Consider the following 21,247-nt stretch of genomic DNA (forward strand, 5'->3'; position numbering starts at 1 on the left):
CCATGGAAAGTCTTCGCGAGCAGTTAGTAGAAACAACGCTCGCTTGGGAGCGCGCATTTGGCAACGCGCCGCTCATCACTACCGTCTTGTCAGAGTACGATGCCGCTCGCCTCTTAAGCTGCTCCATTGATGCTTACTCATGCGCCATGCAAGGCATGACAGCCGTTCAAAAAGGCCATGACTTTCTTTTCAATGGCCATCGGTATCAGATCAAAGCCAACCGCCCCAGCGGCAAGCCGGGCAGCTTTGTCACATGGGTTCCAAAGGCGAAAAACTATGACTGGGACTATTTGGTCTGGATCCTCTACGACACTCAGTACCAGATCCAGGAAGCTTGGCTGTGGGAGGTTGCGTCCTATGTGGAAGCATTTGATGCGGTTAAACGGTTGTCACCCGCACATCTGCGTCGCGGCAAAAGGCTCGCGTAGGCTGGCACCTAACAGTCTCGTAAAAGCCTCCAAGCTGCGGCAGCCACGAATGTCTAAGATTTTCGCAGTGCGCTCGTCTGTGAATTCCGCGTGCTAACACGGGCGGAGAAGGTGGCTAACTCGAACGTTAGCCACCCTCAAGTGAAGTGAAATGAGCGAGTTCGCCAAGTTCGTGAAACCGGAACAATCAGAGAGGAACCCGAAGCAGAGCTTGTCCGGGCTACGCTTCGCTAATCTCAACCTTGGTCATCACGTCGCCTTGATTAATGGCATTGACCACATCCATGCCTTCGATAACTTTGCCAAAAACCGTGTGCTTGCCATCCAAGTGGTTCTGGGGACTGTGGGTAATAAAGAATTGGCTACCATTGCTGTTGGGGCCGGAGTTGGCCATGGAGAGATATCCGGTGCCATGTTTGAGTGGATTGCCACTGGTTTCATCTTCAAATTTGTAGCCTGGCCCGCCTCGTCCGCTACCAGTGGGATCGCCGCCCTGAACCATAAAATCCCTGATCACGCGGTGGAAGATGAGTCCGTCGTAAAAACCTTCACGCGCCAGGAAAACAAAGTTGTTCACAGTCTTGGGGGCATGTTGCGGGTAAAGTTCGATCACAATGTTTCCGCGCTCGGTTACCACAGTGGCTGTGTATTTTTTATTAGGGTCAATCAGCATTGCGGGGGGTGTTGTCCATTGTTTTGACATTTTTTGGTTCCTTTGGTTTGTCTTGATAAAAAGTTAAAAGTTAAAAAAACACTAGCAGATACTTAGCAAAAGTAATGGAGGCAAGAATATTTAACTGTCCGATGCAGGTATGCCAGCATTATTGGCAGAAGGCGTTAGATAGGCTTTCTGAGCGTGATCATCACCGCCCAAACCCCCAAGAGCACATACAAAAATAGAGACCATTCCGGGATGCCCAAGCCAAGGAAAGTCCAGCCTTTGGCTGCACATTCACCGGAGCCGTGCATGAGTTCCTGCCACACTTCTGCCATAGGGAAGTTTCCCAGCATGTAATCCAAGCCTGGGCCGCAGGCAGGCACTTGGTCTTTGGGCAAATGCTGAAGCCAGATATGGCGACCAGCAGTACTCACGCCGCTCAATGCCAGTAGTGCTATCAATGCTCCATACACTTTCGTACCGCTGCGTTTGGGGTTATGCAGAGTGGCAATAGCAAACAGAACTAACATGGCAATGAAGATGAAGCGCTGGATCATGCATAAAGGACAGGGCTCCTGACGCAGAACATATTGCAGATAAAGCGCCGTGCCAAACGCACCGGCGATGACCAATGTCCCGGCCAGATATAGCCAGCGGTTTGAAAGAGTGCGCCACAGATTATATATTTGCATCACGCAACTTGCTGATTTTATTTTTCAACAGTTCTATCGTGAAGTTGACTTCCTCCTCGGTGGTGAAGCGTCCCACGGTGAACCGAATCGAACTGCGTGCCAATGCATCGCTGCGTCCCAAGCCACGTAGCACATAAGACGGCTCCAGGCTTGCCGAAGTGCAGGCAGACCCGCTGGATACCGCAATATCAGTGATCGCCTTGGTCAGCGAGTCACCATCCACATAATTGAAACTGACATTCAAGTTATGCGATACACGCTGCTTAATGTCGCCGTTCAGGTACACGTCTCCTATGCTGGACAGACCGTGCCACAGGCTGTCACGTAGCGTGCGGATGCGTTCGTTTTCTGTTGTCATTTCTTTTTGCGCTATGCGAAAAGCTTCGCCCATGCCAACGATCTGGTGTGTCGCCAAGGTGCCTGAACGCATACCACGCTCATGCCCACCACCATGCATCTGTGCTTCCAGACGAACTCGTGGCTTGCGCCGCACGTACAACGCACCGATACCTTTTGGACCATAAGTTTTATGTGCGGAAAATGACATCAAGTCAACTTTCAAGCGCGACAGGTCTATCACTATTTTTCCGGTGGCCTGCGCCGCATCAACATGGAACAGGATGCCGCGCTCACGGCATATTTCACCGATCGCTGCTATGTCCTGAATCACACCGATTTCGTTGTTGACATACATTACCGAAATGATAATGGTATCAGGACGCAATGCCGCCTTTAATTTATCCAGATCGAGTAAGCCATTCGGTTCGGAATCGAGGTAAGTTGCAGAAAACCCTTGCCGCTCCAGTTCGCACACGGTATCGAGTACCGCCTTGTGCTCGGTTTTCATCGTGACAATGTGCTTGCCCTTATTCTGGTAGAACTGTGCCGCGCCCTTCAGCGCCAGATTGTTGGACTCAGTCGCACCCGAAGTCCAGACGATTTCTTTAGGATCGGCGTTCACCAGTGCCGCCACCTGTTCACGCGCGCGCTCCACTGCCTCTTCCGCCACTTGGCCATAGATATGGGGGCTTGCCGGGTTGCCGAACTTCTCTGTTAAATAGGGAATCATCGCTTCAGCAACGCGCGGATCAACTGGCGTGGTGGCTGAATAGTCCAGGTAAATTGGGAGATGCAGACTCATTTTAATTTTGGATTCAAATTATGCCTCACGTGCTAATGCAAGAAATTCCGTGCGCAACGCCAGATTTGGTTGAAGTTCGCCGAGCATGGCTGACGTGACGGTTTCTTCTCCCTCGGTACTAATGCCGCGGCTTTCCATGCACATGTGCCGACAGCGAATAACCACGCCTGCTGCTTTCGGTTCCAGATGCGTCATCAAGGCGTTGGCAATTTGAATGGTGAGCCGTTCTTGTACCTGTAACCGCCGGGAAAAACAATTGACCAAGCGCGTCAGCTTAGATAAACCCACTATTTTTCCGTTAGGAACATAGCCGATCGTGGCTTTTCCAAAGAAAGGCGCCAGATGATGCTCGCAATGACTATAGACAGGAATGCCTCGTATCACGATGAGTTCGTTGTATTCCTCCGCTCCATCTTCAAATACCTTTAGAAGTTCTGCCGGATCTTGGGTATATCCGGAAGTCCAGTGCTTCCAGGCAGTGACAAGGCGAGACGGTGTTTCAACCAGGCCGGCTCTATTGGGATCTTCACCCAAACTCACCAGAAGCCGACGCCAGTCCTGCTCGGTAAACTGTTGTTCTGACATCTGTACTTTTCCTGTCAATGTTGGTCCCTATAAAACAATTTATCCGACTCTTTTGCAGTGAATTTTTTTATTTTCACAATTCCTTCGTCATAATTCTGAGCGTTGTGGCATTTAAATCTGTACTCTTATTTCAGCTGCGGGATAGCAGTCGAGCAACGCTTGGATCAATCCCAGCGATTGTCGCGTACTTGAATCTCGTCGTCTTCGATGCGTACGGGAAAGGTAGCGGTCGGTTCGTAAGCAGGAGCAGTCAATGCCTCGCCAGTGCGGATGCTGAAACGTGCGCCGTGACGCGGGCAAATGATCTGGTCGCCTTCGACCGTGCCGCCAGTGAGTCGGCCAGAATCATGCGTGCAGACGTCCTCAATGGCATAATATTGGCCTTCGAGATTGAATACCACCGCCTGCGCGCCATCCAAATCCACGACTCGCCACTCGCCTGGCGCAAGTTCACCGACTCGCGCAACCGTCACCCAGTCACTCATTTCAATTCCATTTTTAATCGTTCCTATGCGCTAATCTCGCGCTTGATACAAATTTATGTAGCAAGTCTTGAATGGATAATGATGTTGCCGCAACTTATTTTACTAAAAGTAGCCAATATTTTATTTAATAGGTTGGCATTGTGCCATCGACTTGCTGAGCCCAAGCATGGACGCCACCTGTCAAGTTGCTAACATGCGTAAAACCATTCTGTTCTAAAAAAACCGCAATCTGCATACTGCGCATACCGTGATGGCAAATACAAACGATAGCTTGCTCCGGATCTAACTCCGACAGCCTGTCAGGAATGGTATTCATCGGCATCGTCAACGCTCCGTCAATATGACAGGTTTGAAATTCCCATGGCTCACGCACGTCGAGCAATACTGGTTTATTTCGCGTTTTATCCGAAAGCCATGCGGCTAAATCCGGTGCAGTCAAAGTTTGCATAATAGTGGCGACCATTTATTCGCGAAAGAGAACAGCAATTACAGCCTAAACAGACAGGACTTCTATGTCCGGTTCAATCGTCCGAAGTAGACTCGTGATACTGATGAGCGTGGCCGATGTCGAACTCGGGCATGAACCGCACGCGCCTTGGAGATGCACGCTGAGAAAGTTACCGGAGAAACCGATTACATGCAGGTCGCCGCCATCGCTTCGCAGGTAGGGACGGATCTTTTCATCAAGCATCGCGTTGATTTTATCGAAGCGCACCTGATCTTCTGGGCTCAGACCGGCGATTGCAACAGCCGCCGCTGCAACCAAGGCTTCCGAAGATTCATCTGCTGCCGGCGCCTCGCGGAGTGGCACAGCAATTAAGCGCGCCAACTGAGGCCAGTGGGCTTCACCGTCCTGCGTGACCGTTAGGCAGCTATCAACATAGAACACATTGGTCACATGCTCGATATCGAACAGCGCGGCAGCGAGGGTATCAGACTTGGCCTCCTCGGCATTATCGTATGAGTGTGATATCCCCCATGTTAATGGCTCCTTGAGCATAAACTTCACTGCGTTTGGGTTGGGCGTGTCTTCTATTTCAGCAATTTTTGGCATTTCTATTCCTTAAAAATTAAGGCCTCATTTTTACGCCTTTGACAATCCCGTAAGCAATAGGTTGCTATAAATAACCGCTTGTCCAAGCTCCCCCTCTCATGACAGTGCTGCATGCAGCAGTTTTTGCATATCGCCTTGCTTGAAAAGCTTGACATGCTGAAGTTGCCAACAAAAAAATTTGATGCCATCTCTGATTCTCGGCTGGCTTACACATATCTGGCAAGGAAATTGATTTCCCTGAGCAACCTGCATTTCTGTGCCGAAGAATGGTTCTAAAGGTAGTATGGGATGCCCTTCATGTAATACATGACCTGTTAGCTGTGTAACTTGTGCGTTAATTTTTTTCAGGCATCACCGATCGGGGCATGCATTGGATCATCTTCCGACTCGGTCGAAGTGGTTGCTACTGCGTTAAACGCGCCACTCAGGGTATGCCATGGCAGAATTGCGCATTTGACACGTGTTGGCAAATCGCTTACCCCAGCAAATACCGCAAGCCTGCCAATGTTGGGACAGGCGTCATGGGAGAGCTTGCCAGTCGCCATAGCGAGAAACTCCTGGATCAACGTTTCCGCCTCCGCACGCGTCTTGCCCTTGATAGCAGTCGTCATCATCGATGCAGATGCCTTGCAAATCGCGCAAGACTCACCCTGAAATGCAATGTTGTTGATACGCTCATCACCGAGAACGACATCCACGCTGATGTGATCACCACACAGCGGATTGTGTCCCACCGCATGATGGCTCGGGGATTCAATCGTGCCGTAATTACGCGGTTTTTTGTTGTGATCGAGGATCACCTCTTGGTAGAGAGATTTATAGTTAGCCATTATGTAAATATCTTCTGTACGGTGCGGATGCCGGCGATCAGTGCATCGACTTCATCCATACTGTTGTAAAACGCAAACGATGCGCGCGAAGTGGCCGGCACATGCAAACGTTGCATAACTGGCTGCGCGCAATGATGTCCGGTACGCACAGCGATGCCTTCCTGATTGAGCAGTGTACCGATGTCATGTGGATGCACACCGTCGACTGCAAAAGACAATACTGCGGCCTTGTGCTCGGCGGTACCAATAATCCGCACGCCTGGCATAGCGTTTATTTGCTCGGATGCATATTTCAGCAGGGCGAGTTCGTGCGCGGCTATTGCATCCATGCCGATCTCCGACAAATAGTCGACTGCAGCGCCAAGTCCAATTGCGGCCGCAATAGGCGGAGTGCCCGCCTCGAATTTATGAGGGATTGTGTTGTAGATGGTTTTTTCGAACGTCACCGACAAAATCATGTCGCCACCGCCCTTGAACGGCTGCATGTTTTCCAGCAGCGCAGCACGGCCGTAAAGAATGCCGATACCGGTCGGTCCGCACAGCTTGTGGCCCGAAAATGCATAGAAGTCGCAGTCAAGATCTTGCACGTCAACCTTCATATGCGGGGCTGCCTGCGCACCATCAACCAGCACCGGCACTCCGCGCGCGTGTGCAAACGCAATCATCTCCTTTATCGGGTTGATCGTGCCAAGCGCGTTCGAGACGTGCATCACGCCGACAAATTTGGTGCGCTCGTTAAAAAGCTTCTCGTATTCATCTATGAGCAGCTCACCAGCATCGTTAATCGGCACCACACGAATCTTTGCACCCTTTTCTTCTGCCAGCATCTGCCATGGCACAATGTTTGAATGATGCTCAAGCGTGGTCAGGATGATCTCGTCGCCGGCTCCGATGAACTTACGGCCATAGCCATGCATCACCAGATTGATTGAATCGGTGGTGCCGCTGGTGAAGATCACTTCGCGCTCTTCATTCGCATTGATGAAGTGCTGTAACTTGCGGCGCGCCTCCTCAAACTCAGAGGTTGCAATCTCTGACAAGTAATGCACCGCGCGATTGATATTGGCGTGCTGTGTCGTCTGGTAGCGCACCAAGCGGTCGATCACCTGCTGAGGCATCTGACTCGAGGCAGCGTTATCGAGATATACCAGCGGTTTGTCGTTGACCTTCAGTGTCAGGATTGGAAAATCAGCGCGAATACGCTCAACATCGAATGCGGGCGTCGATCGAGATTTTAGTGTAGTCTGAATTGCGCTCATGGCTGGATTGTGGTCTGTTCGAGTACGGTTTGTTCAAGCTGGCATTTGAGTGATGAAATGGGTATACGTTCAATGATTTCGGCCCCGAATGCATAAGTAAGCATGTTACGCGCTGCTGTTTCAGACAACCCGCGACTCTGCAAATAAAACACTTCCTCGTTGTCGAGCTGGCCGATGGTCGCGCCATGTGTACACTTCACGTCATCGGCGAAAATTTCAAGTTGCGGTTTGGTATCGACGTGAGCTTTGTTGGTCAATAGCAGGTTGCGACTGGACTGCCTGGAGTCGGTACGTTGTGCACCTTGACGCACCATAATTTTGCCGTTGAATACCGCATGCGCGCTGCCGCCGACGATACATTTGTGCATCTGATGACTCACGGCGTGCGGCTTCGCGTGGTCGATGCAGGTGTGTGTATCGGCCAACTGACGACCTGAGATTAGCGCCAACCCGTCAACCGCACATTCGGCCTCCTCGGCTAACTGTACATTCAGGTTATAACGCGAAATGCGAGCGCCGAACGCGACACTCACCGACTGATAATTACTAGCACGTGCGAGTGATACCGCGCAGTTTGCAATATGAAATGCCTTCGCGCCTTCGCGCTGCACCCGGATATGGTTGACGCGAGCATTATCGACCAACGCGATTTCGGTCACTGCATTGGTGAAATAGGCATCTTCTTGCAATGAAACGTAATCCTCAATCACTGTCACTGCGCTACCGGACTCGGCCAGCAACAGGCAGCGCGGGTAGCTTACGACATCCTTTTGCGTTGCAATGAATAGCATATGTACCGGCACCGCAACTGAAATGTCGCGTGGCACGACGATCAATGCCGCGTCAAGCAGAAATGCAGTATTAAGGGCAGCAAATACATTGTCGCGGAATTCTGTGAGGCGACCCAGGTATGGCTCGATTGCTGCTGCGTGCGCGGCAAATCCAGCTTCCAGATTGACCACCGCTACGCCATTGTCTGTAATAGCACTAGACAACTGAGGGGCATAGACACCATCAATAAATACCAGTCGGGTAGTCGCTTCCTCGATATAAAAGCGTTCTATGTCTGCGACCTGGAGGCTAATAGTTGTGCGCACCGGATGGAACGACATCTTGGTGAGCTGCGAAATATCGGTAAAACGCCATTCCTCGTCGCGCAGGGTGGGCACTGTCAGAACACCGACACGGTCGACCGCCTCCGCGCGTAGTGCATTGAGCCATGCCAATGGACTTGCAGGCAAATGTGGCTGTCCTGCCAGCAGGTTTTCCAGGTAACCCGCATTAATAGTGCCGGGTGCACTCATGCCGTCGCCCTCGCTGTAGCCTTGTGCTCGACTCCGACCCAGTCGTAGCCACGTGATTCAAGTTCGAATGCAAGTTCCTTGCCGCCCGTCTTGATGATGCGGCCTGCTTCCATCACATGTACGTAATCAGGCACGATATAGTTCAACAGACGCTGATAGTGCGTTACCAGCACGATCGCATTATCTTTGTTGGCAAGCTGGTTGACACCGTTGGCGACGATCCTGAGTGCGTCAATGTCGAGGCCGGAATCGGTCTCATCCAGAATCGCCAGTCGTGGGTCCAACATCGCCATTTGCAATATTTCGTTGCGCTTTTTTTCGCCACCGGAGAAGCCTTCATTAACACTACGCTCAAGAAAATCAGGACTCATTTCGAGCAATTTCATCTTCTCGCGCACATAGTCATCAAACTCGAGCGGATCGAGCTCTTCTTTGCCACGATGCGTCTGAACAGTATTATAAGTAAGGCGCAGGAACTGGCTATTGCCCACGCCGGGTATCTCAATCGGATACTGAAATGCGAGGAATACGCCGGCACGTGCGCGCTCTTCGGGAGCAAGCTCGAGCAAGTTCTGACCTTCGAACATTACTGTACCGCCCGTGACTTCATAAGCTGAATGACCCGCGAGTATCTTGGAGAACGTGCTCTTGCCCGAGCCGTTTGGCCCCATGATGGCGTGTATTTCGCCACTTCTTACGGTCAAGTCCAATCCTTTTAAAATCTCGGTACCACTCACGTTTGCGCATAGCCCGCGCACTTCGAGCAATATCTTGCTGTCCTTGTAAATCATCCAACGCTCCCTTCTAGTTTGAAACTGAGCAATGCGGTTGCTTCGACCGCAAACTCCATTGGTAATTGCTGAAATACGTCTTTACAGAATCCATTAATAATCATTGATACTGCAGCCTCTGCATTGATGCCGCGCTGTGCAAAGTAGAACAGCTGATCCTCTCCGATCTTCGAGGTCGATGCCTCGTGTTCGACTTGGGAGCTGTTGTTAGCTACTTGGATATAGGGAAAGGTGTGGGCGCCGGACTGGTGGCCAACCAACATCGAATCACATTGCGAATAATTGCGTGCACCCGTGGCGCTCGGCGCAATCTTGACCAATCCGCGGTAACTGTTGTTGGAATGGCCAGCCGAGATACCTTTGCTGACTATAGTGCTGCGCGTATTTTTGCCGATGTGTATCATTTTGGTGCCCGTATCGGCTTGCTGATAATGGTTGGTGACCGCAACGGAATAGAATTCGCCGACCGAATTGTCGCCAAGCAGCACGCAAGAAGGATACTTCCAGGTGATCGCCGAGCCGGTTTCAACTTGGGTCCACGAAATGCGCGAGTTAACGCCTTTGGCCAAGCCGCGCTTGGTCACGAAGTTGTAAATGCCACCAACGCCGTTCTCGTCACCCGCATACCAATTTTGCACTGTCGAATATTTGATGTCGGCGTTATCGAGTGCTACGAGCTCCACTACCGCCGCATGCAGCTGGTTGCTGCTAAACGCAGGCGCGGTACAGCCTTCAAGGTAAGAAACCGAAGACCCTTCCTCAGCAATGATCATCGTGCGCTCGAATTGACCTGATTCCTCAGTGTTGATGCGGAAATAGGTCGATAAATCCATCGGGCATTTGACGCCTTTGGGTATGTAGCAGAACGAGCCGTCGGTAAATACCGCAGAGTTGAGCGCGGCATAAAAATTATCACTGGGCGGTATCACGGTGCCGAGATATTTCTTCACCAGCTCGGGATGATCAAGCACAGCCTCCGACATTGAACAGAAAATGATGCCAACCTCGGCAAGTTTATGCTTGTAAGTAGTCGCCACCGATACACTGTCAAAAATGACATCAACCGCAACGCCAGCAAGCGCCATGCGCTCATGTAGCGGCACGCCAAGCTTCTCGAACGTACGTAACAATTCAGGATCGACCTCGTCCATGCTTTTCAATTTCGGCTTTTGCTTGGGCGCAGCATAATAGCTGATTGCTTGGAAATCGATCTTCGGATAATGAACATTTGGCCACGCAGGCTCTTCCATCTTGAGCCAAGCTTCGTAGGATTTGAGCCGGAACTCAAGCAGCCACTCTGGTTCTTTTTTCTTGGCCGAAATCATCCGGATGGTATCTTCATTCAATCCCTTCGGCGCGACATCAGACTCGATGCTAGTGACAAAACCATGTTTATATGGCTGGTTGACGAGGTTTTGCAGCGTTGCACTCATTGTGTTACCTCCGAGAAATCATCAATATCGAAGAAAAAAGCTTGTCCATGGGTTACATGAGGCAATTAAACGGTCAAACCTTTACTGAATTTTGAACTATGGATTTTGCCGCTTCACCTGTCAGGTTGAAGCTCTCACCACAGCCGCACATGCTGCCGACATTGGGATTGTCAAATTTAAACATCTGCTTAAGCCCTTCGGTCACGAAATCTAAACGCGAGCCGTTAATATATGACAGGGTCGAGTCATTAAACACAACCTTGGCGTTATGCGCTTCGAACATATGATCTCCTGCGAGCACCTCATCGGCATAGTCATAGGTATAAGCATAGCCAGAGCAGCCGACTTTTTTGACGCCGATGCGAAGAGCAAGGCCTTTCCCACGCTTTGCGAGTTGAGCCTGGATCTGTTTTGCTGCACTTTCAGTTAATGTAATCGCCATTACTTAAACTCCTAATAGTAGCCAAAGAGAGCATCGAGAAAGGCCAGGGAAAATCTCAGAGCCAATCTCTATTATGGTTTTCTGTGTTCAATCGTTATTTAAATCGCCCACGAAACCAAACGATCGAAGAATGCACCTAATCAGGTCTGGATTACACCGGAACAAGCACTTGTTTAACAATATTTTTGCTGACACTTACCGTCTTAACTTCGGACTTGGCCTTGGCAGCATTGTCAACTAATTGCTGCAAGCTTACCCCCGCCATATAGCCATATAAAGCTTCGTTCAGCCCCATCCATAAATCATGTGTAATGCATTGTTTCTCGTCATGGCAATTAGCCTTGCCACCACACCGGGTAGCATCCACTGACTCATCCACTGCCACTACGATGTCGGCGACTGAGATTTGTGCGCTTGGACGTGCCAGATAATAACCACCACCCGGGCCGCGCACTGCAACCACGACGTTGCGCTTACGCAACTTGCCGAACAGCTGCTCAAGGTAAGACTGCGAAATTTTTTGGCGCTCACTAATGCTGGACAGTGTTACAGGGCCGCATCCGCCATGCAAAGCCAGATCAGCCATTGCCATCACGGCAAAACGTCCTTTAGTGGTAAGTCGCATGATTTCTCCCTGAGTTTACATCGCACAAGATCAGCATTTTTATCTGTTATACATGCCGACGTGAACCAGCTCTTATGTTTTATAAGTAGCTGCGCCATCCCAACTTGTCTTTAGGGCAGCTATGTACAACACACTCGAGCTTCACTACCATTTCATTCTGCGCGATCATCACGCGAATTGGAAAATCCTTAAAAAGAATAATAAAATACCCAACCGATTTAGTCAACTAATAACTTTAGTCAACAATTCTATTCAGGTAATTGGGATCGAACTTGTCGGCGGTGGCGCGTTCTTCCTCGATGTTCACGCCCATTTTTTCTAGTTGTTCTAGAATAAGATCGATGCGTTTATCTACCACCATGCCATGTCCTAGCAAGCCGTGAATAGCTTGAGCCAGCGGATCATTCTGGTCATTGCTGATGCCATAAGCATTAAAACCTGGCCTCTTTGAAGCCTCATCAAGGATGCGCGCCGGTATCCCGGCAGCCGTCGCTCCCGCCGGCACATTCTTCACCACCACGGCATTGGAGCCTATCTTGGCGCTATCGCCGATGGTAATAGGACCCAAGATTTTGGCGCCGGCCCCAACCACGACACCATTACCTAGCGTGGGATGGCGCTTTCCCTCTTTCCATGAAGTCCCGCCCAGAGTTACGCCATGATACAAAGTACAATCATCACCGATCTCAGCGGTTTCACCGATAACCACACCCATGCCGTGATCAATGAAAAACCTTCGCCCGATGGTTGCCCCCGGATGGATCTCGATGCCGGTCAAAAAACGGCCCAAGTGCGACAGAAAGCGCGCCAGCCATTTCAGCTTTGCATACCATAGCCAATGTGCTATGCGATGCACCAAGCGCGCGTGAAATCCGGGGTAGCAGGTTATTACCTCAAACACACTGCGCGCCGCTGGATCGCGCGCGAACACGCTGTCTATATCTTCTTTGATAGATTGGAACATCAGGGCACCTAAATTTACTCACTCAATTTCTTTTTGTTTTGATCGTCGAGTTTTTGCTGCGTATGGTATTCAGTCGTGACAGTCAAAATACCACGCAGAATGTTAACTTCCTCATGCTCCAGCCGTGCACGTGCATACAAACGGCGCAACTTTTGCATCAGCTTGGTCGATTGCTTATCCCGTAAAAAACCAATTTCGGTAAGAGTGTCTTCCAAGTGCCGGAAATATCTTTCCACCTGTTCCGCCGATGCCGGATTCAGTTCGGGCGGGGCATATTCTCCCTGCCCTGAAGCCAGGCGCAGTTCATAGCATATCAGTTGCACCGCGGCCGCCAGATTAAGTGACGTATACGACGGGCTGGCAGGAATGCGCACAATGAAGTGACAGCGCGCCAACTCATTGTTGGTCAAACCGGACATTTCGGTACCAAACAGAAGCGCCACAGGTTGCTGCATTGCTTGCTGCACCATTAGGGGCATCGCCGCGCGCGGAGTGAGTACTTCTTGCGAAATGTAACGCGCACGTGCCGACATTCCCGCCACCAAGACCACACCGTGCAACGCCTCGTCTAGCGAGCCACACACAACTGCATTTTGCAGCACATCTGCCGCGCTGGCAGCCATCGCATCCGCTTGCTGGTCAGGAAAACGCTGTGGATTAATCAAATACAGACTCTGCAGCCCCATGGTCTTCATCGCGCGCGCAGCCGCGCCAATATTGCCTGGATGAGTGGTATGACTAAGTACCACACGTACATTATTTAAAATCTCTGGTTTATCCAAAGTGCAATTCACACTAAAATACGCCTTCGGAACAATCCGACTGCTCATTAAAAAGGTTCGTTATGCATCCCATGCTCACCATCGCGGTGAAAGCCGCGCGTCGCGCCGGCAATTTGATCCATCGTGCTGCCGATAATCTTGACCACCTCACCGTCACCAAAAAATCTCACTCCGATTATGTCAGTGAGGTGGATCGCGCAGCCGAGCAGGCCATTATCAACACCTTGCTGGATGCCTACCCAAAACACGCAATTCTAGCAGAAGAGAGTGGTGCCCGAGGCGACTCGGAATATGTTTGGATCATCGACCCACTCGATGGCACCACTAACTTCTTGCACGGTTTTCAGCAATACGCCGTGTCCATTGCATTGCAGCACAATGGCGTATTGACCCAGGCAGTAATATATGACCCAACCAAGAATGACCTGTTTACCGCCACGCGTGGCAGCGGCGCTTATATCAATGACCGTCGTCTGCGTGTAAGCAAACGCATCGAACTGGCCGACTGCCTGATTGGCACCGGATTTCCTTACACCAAGTTTGAGTATCTGGATGCCTATATGAACATTTTGCGCGACATGATGCAAAAGACAGCCGGCCTGCGCCGGCCCGGCTCTGCCGCACTTGACCTCGCCTACACTGCAGCGGGGCGCTATGATGGTTTTTTTGAAATTGGCCTTAAACCCTGGGACATCGCCGCGGGATGTTTGCTGATTACAGAAGCGGGCGGTTTGGTGGGTGACATGCAAGGCAACGACACCTTCCTCGAAAGCGGCAACCTTTGTGCAGGTAACCCCAAGGTATTCGCGCAGATGCTGCAAGTCATTGCTCCTCATCTGACGGAGGGGCTGAAATCTAGTAATTCATAAAATTATTCTGGTGCAAGCCGTAATAACTCGACCACAAGAATTTACGACAGCATAGAGCGTTATGCCGCGAGCACCACGTTCCACTTTATTCACGGTTTGGACTGCTAGAGCTGCAGTGTTTCTAGAAGGTAGGTACCTTGTATGCGGCGCATCGATTTATCCGGCCAATTACTCTCGAACAAACTTTCACTGCTACGTACAGAGCGGATTCGAGAGCCAACCACAACAGTAAATATCCATGTAGCTGTCGTCGATTTAGCTTCCTTCTATGTGGGATTTAAGCATTTATTTTTTGCAAAGCCCGCCGAATTCGGATGCGTTGCGGTAAACACCAAGTAGTGCTCAAACCATTGGCGTGCCAAGCTGGCGACTTGTTCCAGCGTACCCGGCTCTTCGAAGAGGTGTGTTGCACCCGGAATAATATCAAGCCGTTTTTCTCCGTGTATTTGTGCCAGTGCGGTCTCGTTGAGACGAATCACTTGACGATCTTCTCCTCCGACGATGAGCAATGTCGGTGCCTTGACCCGCGAAAGCGCATCTCCCGCCAAATCAGGTCTACCACCGCGAGAAACGATGGCGGCCACATCCTGAGGATGGTCGGCCGCAGTCAGCAACGCGGCACCGGCACCGGTGCTAGCACCGAAATAGCCGATTTTCAATGCATGGGTTGATTGATTCTGCTTGAGCCAATCCGTCACATATCCAAGTCTCTGCGCCAGCAATTGGATATCAAAGCGCAAATACCCACTAGGGCGATCAGCAACCTCTTCCTCTGCTGTTAACAAATCAATCAGCAGCGTTGCCAACCCTGCCTGCTGTAATTGTTCCGCCACAAATCGATTACGCGGGCTGTGCCTGCTGCTGCCACTGCCATGCGCAAACAATACAATTCCGCTGGCATTTGACGGTAAGCTTAAATTGCCTTCAAGCTCGACTGGGCCAGCCGGAATGTGAACCAATTTTTGTTCCTGAGGATTCATTTTGGCCTCCACGAAATTCAATATTTGTAAATCGCGTTACACGGCAAATGGGAAAGTTTCAGGCACTTCGCCTTCTTTCCATAGTGCGCTTCTCTCCAAAGGCTCCACTGCACGCGTTTCATCAAAGTGTAGAACCACATCGAACTGCTCGGGCAAGGTTGCATAAAAGTAATGGCTGCTACGCTCAGTCTCCGGCAAATATACCACCCCGATCGCACGCTCAAGGCGCGGCTCGCGTAGATAATTCGATGCCCTGCTATTACGTAACGGCAGCATGAATGAAGGCAGCCCAGTTTCATGCAGCAAGCTCTCGTAACTGTTAGGCAGCGCCGGGCGTACATGTTTGCGTTCGGCTCCGCTGTCCCATCCAGAAGCGGCCGTTACCGTGCCATGATGTGTAGTAAACCCGACCAGTATGGCTTCCTGGTTATAACGCTCGCGTACCAATTGACCTACATTTAATTCGCCGCCTTGGCCCATTTGAGTGGCTCGAGCATCACCGAGATGCGAGTTATGCGCCCACAAAACAATCTTGCTGTGTTGATCCTGCCGATCAAGATGTTTAATCAATGCATCAAGTGTCTCCACCATATGGCGATCGCGCAAATTCCAGGACGATGCGCGCGACTGGAACATCGAGCGATAGTATTCTTCGGCATTTTTGACGAGTCTGGCATTTTGCTCGGCGTAGAAAAACTCATCCATTGCCGCGTTACCGTCCTGCCGCATGTATGCCGCGAACTGCTGTCGCAAATCAATCAACTCATCGATTACCTGTTGCTCACACGAGGTGCTTAGTCCAAAGCTGGCTGCATAGCCATAAGTTTCAATATTTTCGCTAAAGTGATCAAAGCAGCCATAGCGGTAACGTGCGCGCTGAGCCGCTTGCGGATCAACCTTGTCGAGATAATCAAGAACCGCGCGGGTTGAACTGTTAAGACTATAGAGATCAAGTCCATAAAAACCGACGTGTTTGCCTGGGGATTCCAGAGCATCGTTATGCTCGCGCAGCCAACCTATAAAATCCAGTACATCGGCATTGCGCCACATCCAGGTTGGAAAACGTTTGAAATCAGCTAGTGCATCGGTTGCCGAGACATCATTTGATATGCCGCGCACATAGCGATTAACGCGATAGGCGGAAGGCCAATCAGCTTCGACAGCAACAGCCGTGAAATTTTTTTCTTTAATCAACCGTTCAGTAATCCGGGCGCGTTCGCGATAAAACTCATGCGTCCCATGCGAGGCTTCGCCCAGCAGAACCAAGCGTGCATCGCCGATAATCGACATGAGCGCATCATAATCACTGTGATCCCCGACCAAAGGGCGCGCATCCGTCTTTATCAGATCAATCAATACGGAATCGGGCATCGTGATCATATGTCAGCCTCCTGACTAATATTTTCGCTTCGCTGTTTATGCAGTCACCAGAGTTGATCGGCGAGCAACTTTTCAGCATGGACACATGAAAAGACTGCACCTAACTACTAGCCGAGTCTGTGCGATAGCCCACATATTCAGGTTTTAATTTAGGCCAGTCCCAAACCTTTCGGTAGTGTGAATAGAAAAACATTCGAATGGTTTCGTGTGCCGAAGCTATGTCTGGGGCGAGCAGAGGAGAAATGCAGAGTGAATTATTTTATTGCGTGAGGCTTTTTTTGCCTTGCTGCCATCTGAAAACTAAACCAACTTCTTCAACTGATACAATTTTTCCAGCGCCTCCCTCGGGCTAAGTTCATCAGGCGTGATGTCACGCAACGAGATCAACGCCGGGTGCTCTGGCGGTTCGGGCAAGTCCGGCACGACGCTGAACAAATCACCCTGCGGATTTTGTGCCGCGCTATTCTGTTCCAGTGTCTGCAATTGCTTCCGTGCGATTTTAATTACGCTCCTCGGCACCCCCGCAAGAGCAGCCACCTGTAACCCATAGCTCTGGCTTGCCGCGCCTTCGCTCACGCTGTGCAAAAATACGATGCTGTTCTTATGTTCAATGGCGGCAAGATGGACGTTGGCAAGCTGAGTATACTCATCGGCAAGTCGGGTCAATTCAAAGTAATGAGTGGCGAACAGCGTGTGGCTACGATTCTCTTCCAGCAAATGACGTGCGATGGCATAAGCCAGCGCCAAGCCATCGAAGGTGGAAGTGCCGCGTCCGATTTCATCTACTAGAACTAAGCTATTCTCGGTCGCGTTGTGAAGGATGTTGGCCGCCTCAGTCATCTCTACCATGAAGGTGGAACGGCCGCTGGCGAGGTCATCCGAAGCACCGATGCGCGTAAAAATCTGGTCAATCTCGCCCAGCACGACTTCATCTGCCGGAACGAAGCTGCCGCAGTGCGCAAGCAATGTAATCAGCGCGACTTGGCGCATATACGTGGATTTGCCGCCCATGTTGGGACCGGTGATAAGCAGCATCTTGCGCGCGCTGTGCAGTTTGGTATCGTTGGCGATGAATTGCTCCACCTGTGCTTCCACCACCGGGTGACGACCGCCACGGATGTGCAATACGGATTCTGCGCTGAATGTTGGCGCGCTGAAATTCAATGCTGAGGCGCGTTCGGCGAAGGTAGCAAGCACATCCAGCTCGGCGATGGCGGCGGCAATGCGTTGCAACGGTAAAATGTAAGGCGCAAGCTGATCCAGCAATTGTTCGTAGAGCAGTTTCTCGCTTGCCAGCGCACGGTCATTGGCAGACAATGCCTTGTCCTCGAAGGCTTTGAGTTCCGGTGTGATATAGCGCTCGGCATTTTTCAAGGTCTGGCGGCGGCGGTAATCGTCCGGCACTTTGATGGACTGCGCGAGCGACACCTCGATATAAAAACCATGCACACGGTTGTATTCGACTTTCAGGGTGGCAATGCCGCTGCGCGCCCGTTCGCGTGCTTCCAGTTGCAGCAGGAATTCGCCGCAATTGGTCTGGATGCCACGCAGCTCATCGAGATCCGCATCATAGCCATCAGCGATAACGCCGCCTTCGCGCAGCATGCTGGATGGTTCCGCGCGCAGTGTACGTTGCAACAGCGCGATTAGTTCGGCATCCGGCTGCAAGGCATCGGCCAGATCGCCTATCAGTTTCGAAGCATCGGTGCTTGTTAATACTGTATGCAATTGCGGCAGTTGCGTGAGTGAGTCACGCAAGCCGGATAAGTCGCGCGGACGTGCGCTGCGCAGAGCGATGCGCGCAGTGATACGTTCTACGTCTACACAGGGTTTGAGCTGTTCGTGCACAGTTTGATAAATTGCCTGTCTGCTGCTGAAGCTCCGCTGACCCTCTCCCGCTTGCGGAAAAGCAGTTACCTGCAATTTGTCGACTGCATCCAGCCGTGCGCGCAAAGTGATGCGCTCGCGCAGCGGATGATGAAGCCAGTGGTTAAGCAAACGGCTGCCCATATTACTGGCGCAGGTATCCAGCAAAGAAAGCAGGGTGGGGGCAGGCTCGCCGCGCAAGGTCTGGGTGATTTCCAGATTGCGCCGCGTGGCGGCATCCATACGCACGAAATCCTCAGCGGCATAAACCTGAATGGCGTGCACATGGCTGATACCTTGCCCCTGTGTCAGCTTGGCATAACCGAGCAGCGCGCCCGCCGCTTCCAAACCAAGAGTAAAATTGTCACATCCGAAACCACTCAGGTCGTGCGTGGCAAACTGTTGGCACAGCGTGCGTCGTGCGGTTTCCAGATCAAAATTCCAAACTGGCAGCGTCTTGATGGCTGCTTTGTTTAGTGTCGGCTGAATGGCATTTTCGGCAAGCAGGATTTCTGAAATCTGCAAGCGTTCCAGCTCCGCTGGCAAATTGTGCGCATCGGTTTCACTGACGAAAAATTTGCCTGAAGCCAGATTCATCCAAGCCAGCCCCACCTTGCCGGAGCGTTCATGCAGCGCCAGCAACAGGCTGTCTTTCTTTTCATCCAACAGGGCGGAATCGGTGAGTGTGCCGGGGGTAACGATACGCATCACCTTGCGCTCCACCGGCCCTTTGCTGGCGGCGGGATCGCCGATCTGTTCACATATGGCGATCGATTCGCCCAGCTTTACCAGCCGCGCCAAATATTGTTCGGCGGCATGGTAAGGCACGCCCGCCATTTTGATCGGCTGGCCATTGGATGCGCCGCGCTGAGTGAGCGTAATGTCGAGCAACTTGGCAGCGCGAGCTGCATCCTCATGGAACAGCTCGTAAAAATCGCCCATGCGGTAGAAAAGCAGCATGTCGGGATACGCGGCCTTGATGCGCAGGTATTGTTGCATCATGGGGGTGTGCTTCGAGCCATCTACGCTGCCAGGCAACGATTTACTAGTTTGTTCTTGTTCTATTTTCATTCAATTATTTATCGACTTCTTGCAGTTCTGTTGTCCCTACACATGTTTTAGCAAAGACCCTTCTTGCAAGGGTTACATCTTAATGAGACAGTAGCCGCAACTCGCGGTTAGGCTTCGGGGTGAAGGTTGGGCGCAAGAAAATTTACATCATCCGACGCAAGATCCATGGCAAATCGATCATGCCCACGATTGGCAATTTCGCCAATTTCAAATGATATCAAGAACGCGCTGTAAAAGGCTGGATACGGGCTGAAAACCTTCACAATTACTGCCTCGTGAACTTCATCGAGGTCATAGGTGGCTTGTCTAGGGCTGCCTCGTAATTTATACCAAGCTGGAACATGATGGGTATTGCAGTCAACGACAATACAATAATTTGATAGATAAAAACCGTGCTGCCGAACTAAATAATCCGATCTAACTTGGGCTATTTCAAGGGAAGTGTGATCAGAAGGAGGTGTGGCTCAGATGCGCATATTCACAATCTTCAATAAATCACGGTATATCTATCAGCCTCATTCTCCTGATGTAATCTTCCTTTCTCGAACTTTTTCCCATGCGTCGTCCGGCATAGGGCGCGGTTCGAACCAGATGGGAAGCGTCTGCGGACTACAAGAAATAAAACTTTTATTACAGTTAGCAATGTGACGGCGATTGAGCTCAGTGACCACTTTCTCCTGAACATCAATGTAGCCTTGCCATTGGGAATTGTGGGTGATGATTAAGCACTGACTGGGCGAGATGGGAAGTGTAACTTCGATTGTGCGGGAGCCAAGTCCAGGGCTTCGGTAAATTGGCTGAAATTTGTAGCTCTCAGGATCAAACCATGTGCAGGGACAGTCAGATGTAACAAAGCCGATCGGATCGGCAGTGCAAAGCACCGCCACATGCATGCGCTGGAAAATAGGTATCACGGATTGCACGACAATTCCGATCATTTGTTGGATCGGATGCTTTTCGAGGACGCGAACATCGTCGAGCGTCATGCCTTTGCTTGATCCTGAGTTCGGGTTTCCCATGCGTTCCATCGCCGCCTTTTTTTCCGGCGATGCGTTCTCATAGGCGGTTTGCATCTCTTCCATGCGCTTTCGATGGCCGCCCCATTGCTGGCGGTGATGGTCACGATTCGCGACTGTCCTGAATTGTGCTGTGGCGACGAATGCGAGTAAACAGTCTATTTGCTCGGCGTTAGGCCATTCGTGCCGCTTGAATTTAGTGTTGCGAATACGTGTGAACTTGTCTTCAAGCTCTGAAAAGCCGTGTTCAAAACGCAGGTCGCGCTCGCCATCTGCGCGCTCGATCGTGTAGATGTCGGTCTCGGTGAAGAGATTGGCTGGCGCCTTACGCCGAGGGTTGGCTCCGTCGCGGTCAAACATCCAAACATAAGGCTTCATGGTCGAGCTTGCCGGGGCAGAAGGATCGTGCCATGCCTTGGCGTAGCTCTGGGGTACGAAATGCTGCTTCTTATGCGTATGCATCTTGCCTGACTTTGACATAAACCGTGCTTCTTAGATTTTGTTGCATTGGAAGCTTATCCGAATCATTTTTTGATGTCGGGCTGGTTGATTACATTAGTTTTGTCTCGATTTTTGATTATTACCTGCCTCG

General features: G+C 51.1%; 22 protein-coding genes. 2 read left to right on the forward strand and 20 right to left on the reverse strand.

Annotated elements, in window-relative coordinates; genetic code table 11:
- Positions 1-2 precede the first annotated feature (2 nt).
- Complete coding sequence (locus tag MJ768_RS13250) at positions 3-428, forward strand: hypothetical protein (RefSeq protein WP_239292396.1); 426 nt, start codon at positions 3-5, stop codon at positions 426-428.
- 220 nt (positions 429-648) lie between these two features.
- Here MJ768_RS13250 and MJ768_RS13255 read toward each other — a convergent pair whose 3' ends face one another.
- The 16 genes from MJ768_RS13255 to MJ768_RS13330 all read right to left on the reverse strand — a co-directional run bounded on the left by MJ768_RS13255 (position 649) and on the right by MJ768_RS13330 (position 13,485).
- Positions 649-1,131, reverse strand: coding sequence for a peptidylprolyl isomerase (locus MJ768_RS13255; RefSeq protein ID WP_305855930.1), 483 nt, complete (start codon positions 1,129-1,131; stop codon positions 649-651).
- A gap of 134 nt (positions 1,132-1,265) precedes the next feature.
- Positions 1,266-1,778 (reverse strand): disulfide bond formation protein B, encoded by a 513-nt coding sequence (locus MJ768_RS13260; protein ID WP_239292397.1) that lies wholly within the window; start codon positions 1,776-1,778, stop codon positions 1,266-1,268.
- Positions 1,765-2,919: an IscS subfamily cysteine desulfurase gene (locus MJ768_RS13265; RefSeq protein ID WP_305855931.1), complete on the reverse strand. Its 1,155-nt coding sequence runs from the start codon at positions 2,917-2,919 to the stop codon at positions 1,765-1,767. Before MJ768_RS13265 ends, MJ768_RS13260 begins: the two co-directional genes overlap by 14 nt.
- A gap of 18 nt (positions 2,920-2,937) precedes the next feature.
- On the reverse strand, positions 2,938-3,504 hold the full coding sequence (gene folE, locus MJ768_RS13270; protein ID WP_239292398.1) for a GTP cyclohydrolase I FolE: 567 nt from the start codon (positions 3,502-3,504) through the stop codon (positions 2,938-2,940).
- 164 nt (positions 3,505-3,668) lie between these two features.
- Positions 3,669-3,989, reverse strand: a complete 321-nt coding sequence (locus MJ768_RS13275; RefSeq protein WP_239292399.1) for a non-heme iron oxygenase ferredoxin subunit — start codon at positions 3,987-3,989, stop codon at positions 3,669-3,671.
- A gap of 124 nt (positions 3,990-4,113) precedes the next feature.
- Positions 4,114-4,452 (reverse strand): rhodanese-like domain-containing protein, encoded by a 339-nt coding sequence (locus MJ768_RS13280; protein WP_239292400.1) that lies wholly within the window; start codon positions 4,450-4,452, stop codon positions 4,114-4,116.
- Between the two features lie 30 nt (positions 4,453-4,482).
- Complete coding sequence (locus MJ768_RS13285) at positions 4,483-5,043, reverse strand: NifU family protein (RefSeq protein WP_239292401.1); 561 nt, start codon at positions 5,041-5,043, stop codon at positions 4,483-4,485.
- A gap of 344 nt (positions 5,044-5,387) precedes the next feature.
- A complete protein-coding gene (gene sufU / locus MJ768_RS13290) occupies positions 5,388-5,873 on the reverse strand; it encodes a Fe-S cluster assembly sulfur transfer protein SufU (RefSeq protein WP_239292402.1) in 486 nt (161 codons plus the stop codon).
- Positions 5,873-7,132 (reverse strand): cysteine desulfurase, encoded by a 1,260-nt coding sequence (locus MJ768_RS13295; protein ID WP_239292403.1) that lies wholly within the window; start codon positions 7,130-7,132, stop codon positions 5,873-5,875. Before MJ768_RS13295 ends, sufU begins: the two co-directional genes overlap by 1 nt.
- Complete coding sequence (gene sufD, locus MJ768_RS13300; protein ID WP_239292404.1) at positions 7,129-8,436, reverse strand: Fe-S cluster assembly protein SufD; 1,308 nt, start codon at positions 8,434-8,436, stop codon at positions 7,129-7,131. Before sufD ends, MJ768_RS13295 begins: the two co-directional genes overlap by 4 nt.
- Entirely contained in the window at positions 8,433-9,227 is a 795-nt protein-coding gene (gene sufC, locus MJ768_RS13305; protein WP_239292406.1) for a Fe-S cluster assembly ATPase SufC, read from the reverse strand. Before sufC ends, sufD begins: the two co-directional genes overlap by 4 nt.
- Entirely contained in the window at positions 9,224-10,660 is a 1,437-nt protein-coding gene (gene sufB, locus MJ768_RS13310) for a Fe-S cluster assembly protein SufB (RefSeq protein WP_239292408.1), read from the reverse strand. The genes sufC and sufB overlap by 4 nt, the downstream gene beginning before the upstream one ends.
- 73 nt (positions 10,661-10,733) lie before the next feature.
- A complete protein-coding gene (locus MJ768_RS13315; RefSeq protein WP_239292409.1) occupies positions 10,734-11,102 on the reverse strand; it encodes a HesB/IscA family protein in 369 nt (122 codons plus the stop codon).
- A gap of 151 nt (positions 11,103-11,253) precedes the next feature.
- Entirely contained in the window at positions 11,254-11,727 is a 474-nt protein-coding gene (locus MJ768_RS13320) for an Rrf2 family transcriptional regulator (protein ID WP_239292410.1), read from the reverse strand.
- 235 nt (positions 11,728-11,962) lie between these two features.
- Complete coding sequence (gene cysE / locus MJ768_RS13325) at positions 11,963-12,691, reverse strand: serine O-acetyltransferase (protein WP_239292411.1); 729 nt, start codon at positions 12,689-12,691, stop codon at positions 11,963-11,965.
- 14 nt (positions 12,692-12,705) lie between these two features.
- Positions 12,706-13,485, reverse strand: coding sequence for an RNA methyltransferase (locus MJ768_RS13330; protein ID WP_239292412.1), 780 nt, complete (start codon positions 13,483-13,485; stop codon positions 12,706-12,708).
- Between the two features lie 50 nt (positions 13,486-13,535).
- On the opposite strand from MJ768_RS13330, the gene MJ768_RS13335 reads away from it, so the two are divergent.
- Positions 13,536-14,342: an inositol monophosphatase family protein gene (locus tag MJ768_RS13335; RefSeq protein WP_239292413.1), complete on the forward strand. Its 807-nt coding sequence runs from the start codon at positions 13,536-13,538 to the stop codon at positions 14,340-14,342.
- A gap of 266 nt (positions 14,343-14,608) precedes the next feature.
- Here MJ768_RS13335 and MJ768_RS13340 read toward each other — a convergent pair whose 3' ends face one another.
- The 4 genes from MJ768_RS13340 to MJ768_RS13355 form a co-directional block, all read right to left on the reverse strand.
- Positions 14,609-15,322, reverse strand: coding sequence for a dienelactone hydrolase family protein (locus MJ768_RS13340; protein WP_239292414.1), 714 nt, complete (start codon positions 15,320-15,322; stop codon positions 14,609-14,611).
- Positions 15,323-15,358: 36 nt separating this feature from the next.
- Positions 15,359-16,702, reverse strand: coding sequence for an erythromycin esterase family protein (locus MJ768_RS13345; RefSeq protein WP_239292415.1), 1,344 nt, complete (start codon positions 16,700-16,702; stop codon positions 15,359-15,361).
- Between the two features lie 300 nt (positions 16,703-17,002).
- A complete protein-coding gene (gene mutS / locus MJ768_RS13350; RefSeq protein ID WP_239292416.1) occupies positions 17,003-19,639 on the reverse strand; it encodes a DNA mismatch repair protein MutS in 2,637 nt (878 codons plus the stop codon).
- A 515-nt stretch (positions 19,640-20,154) separates the two neighbouring features.
- Entirely contained in the window at positions 20,155-21,135 is a 981-nt protein-coding gene (locus MJ768_RS13355) for a DUF4238 domain-containing protein (protein WP_239292418.1), read from the reverse strand.
- Positions 21,136-21,247 lie beyond the last annotated feature (112 nt).

Origin of the sequence: Candidatus Nitrotoga sp. 1052 (assembly GCF_927312905.1) — a bacterium.
GTDB lineage: Bacteria > Pseudomonadota > Gammaproteobacteria > Burkholderiales > Gallionellaceae > Nitrotoga.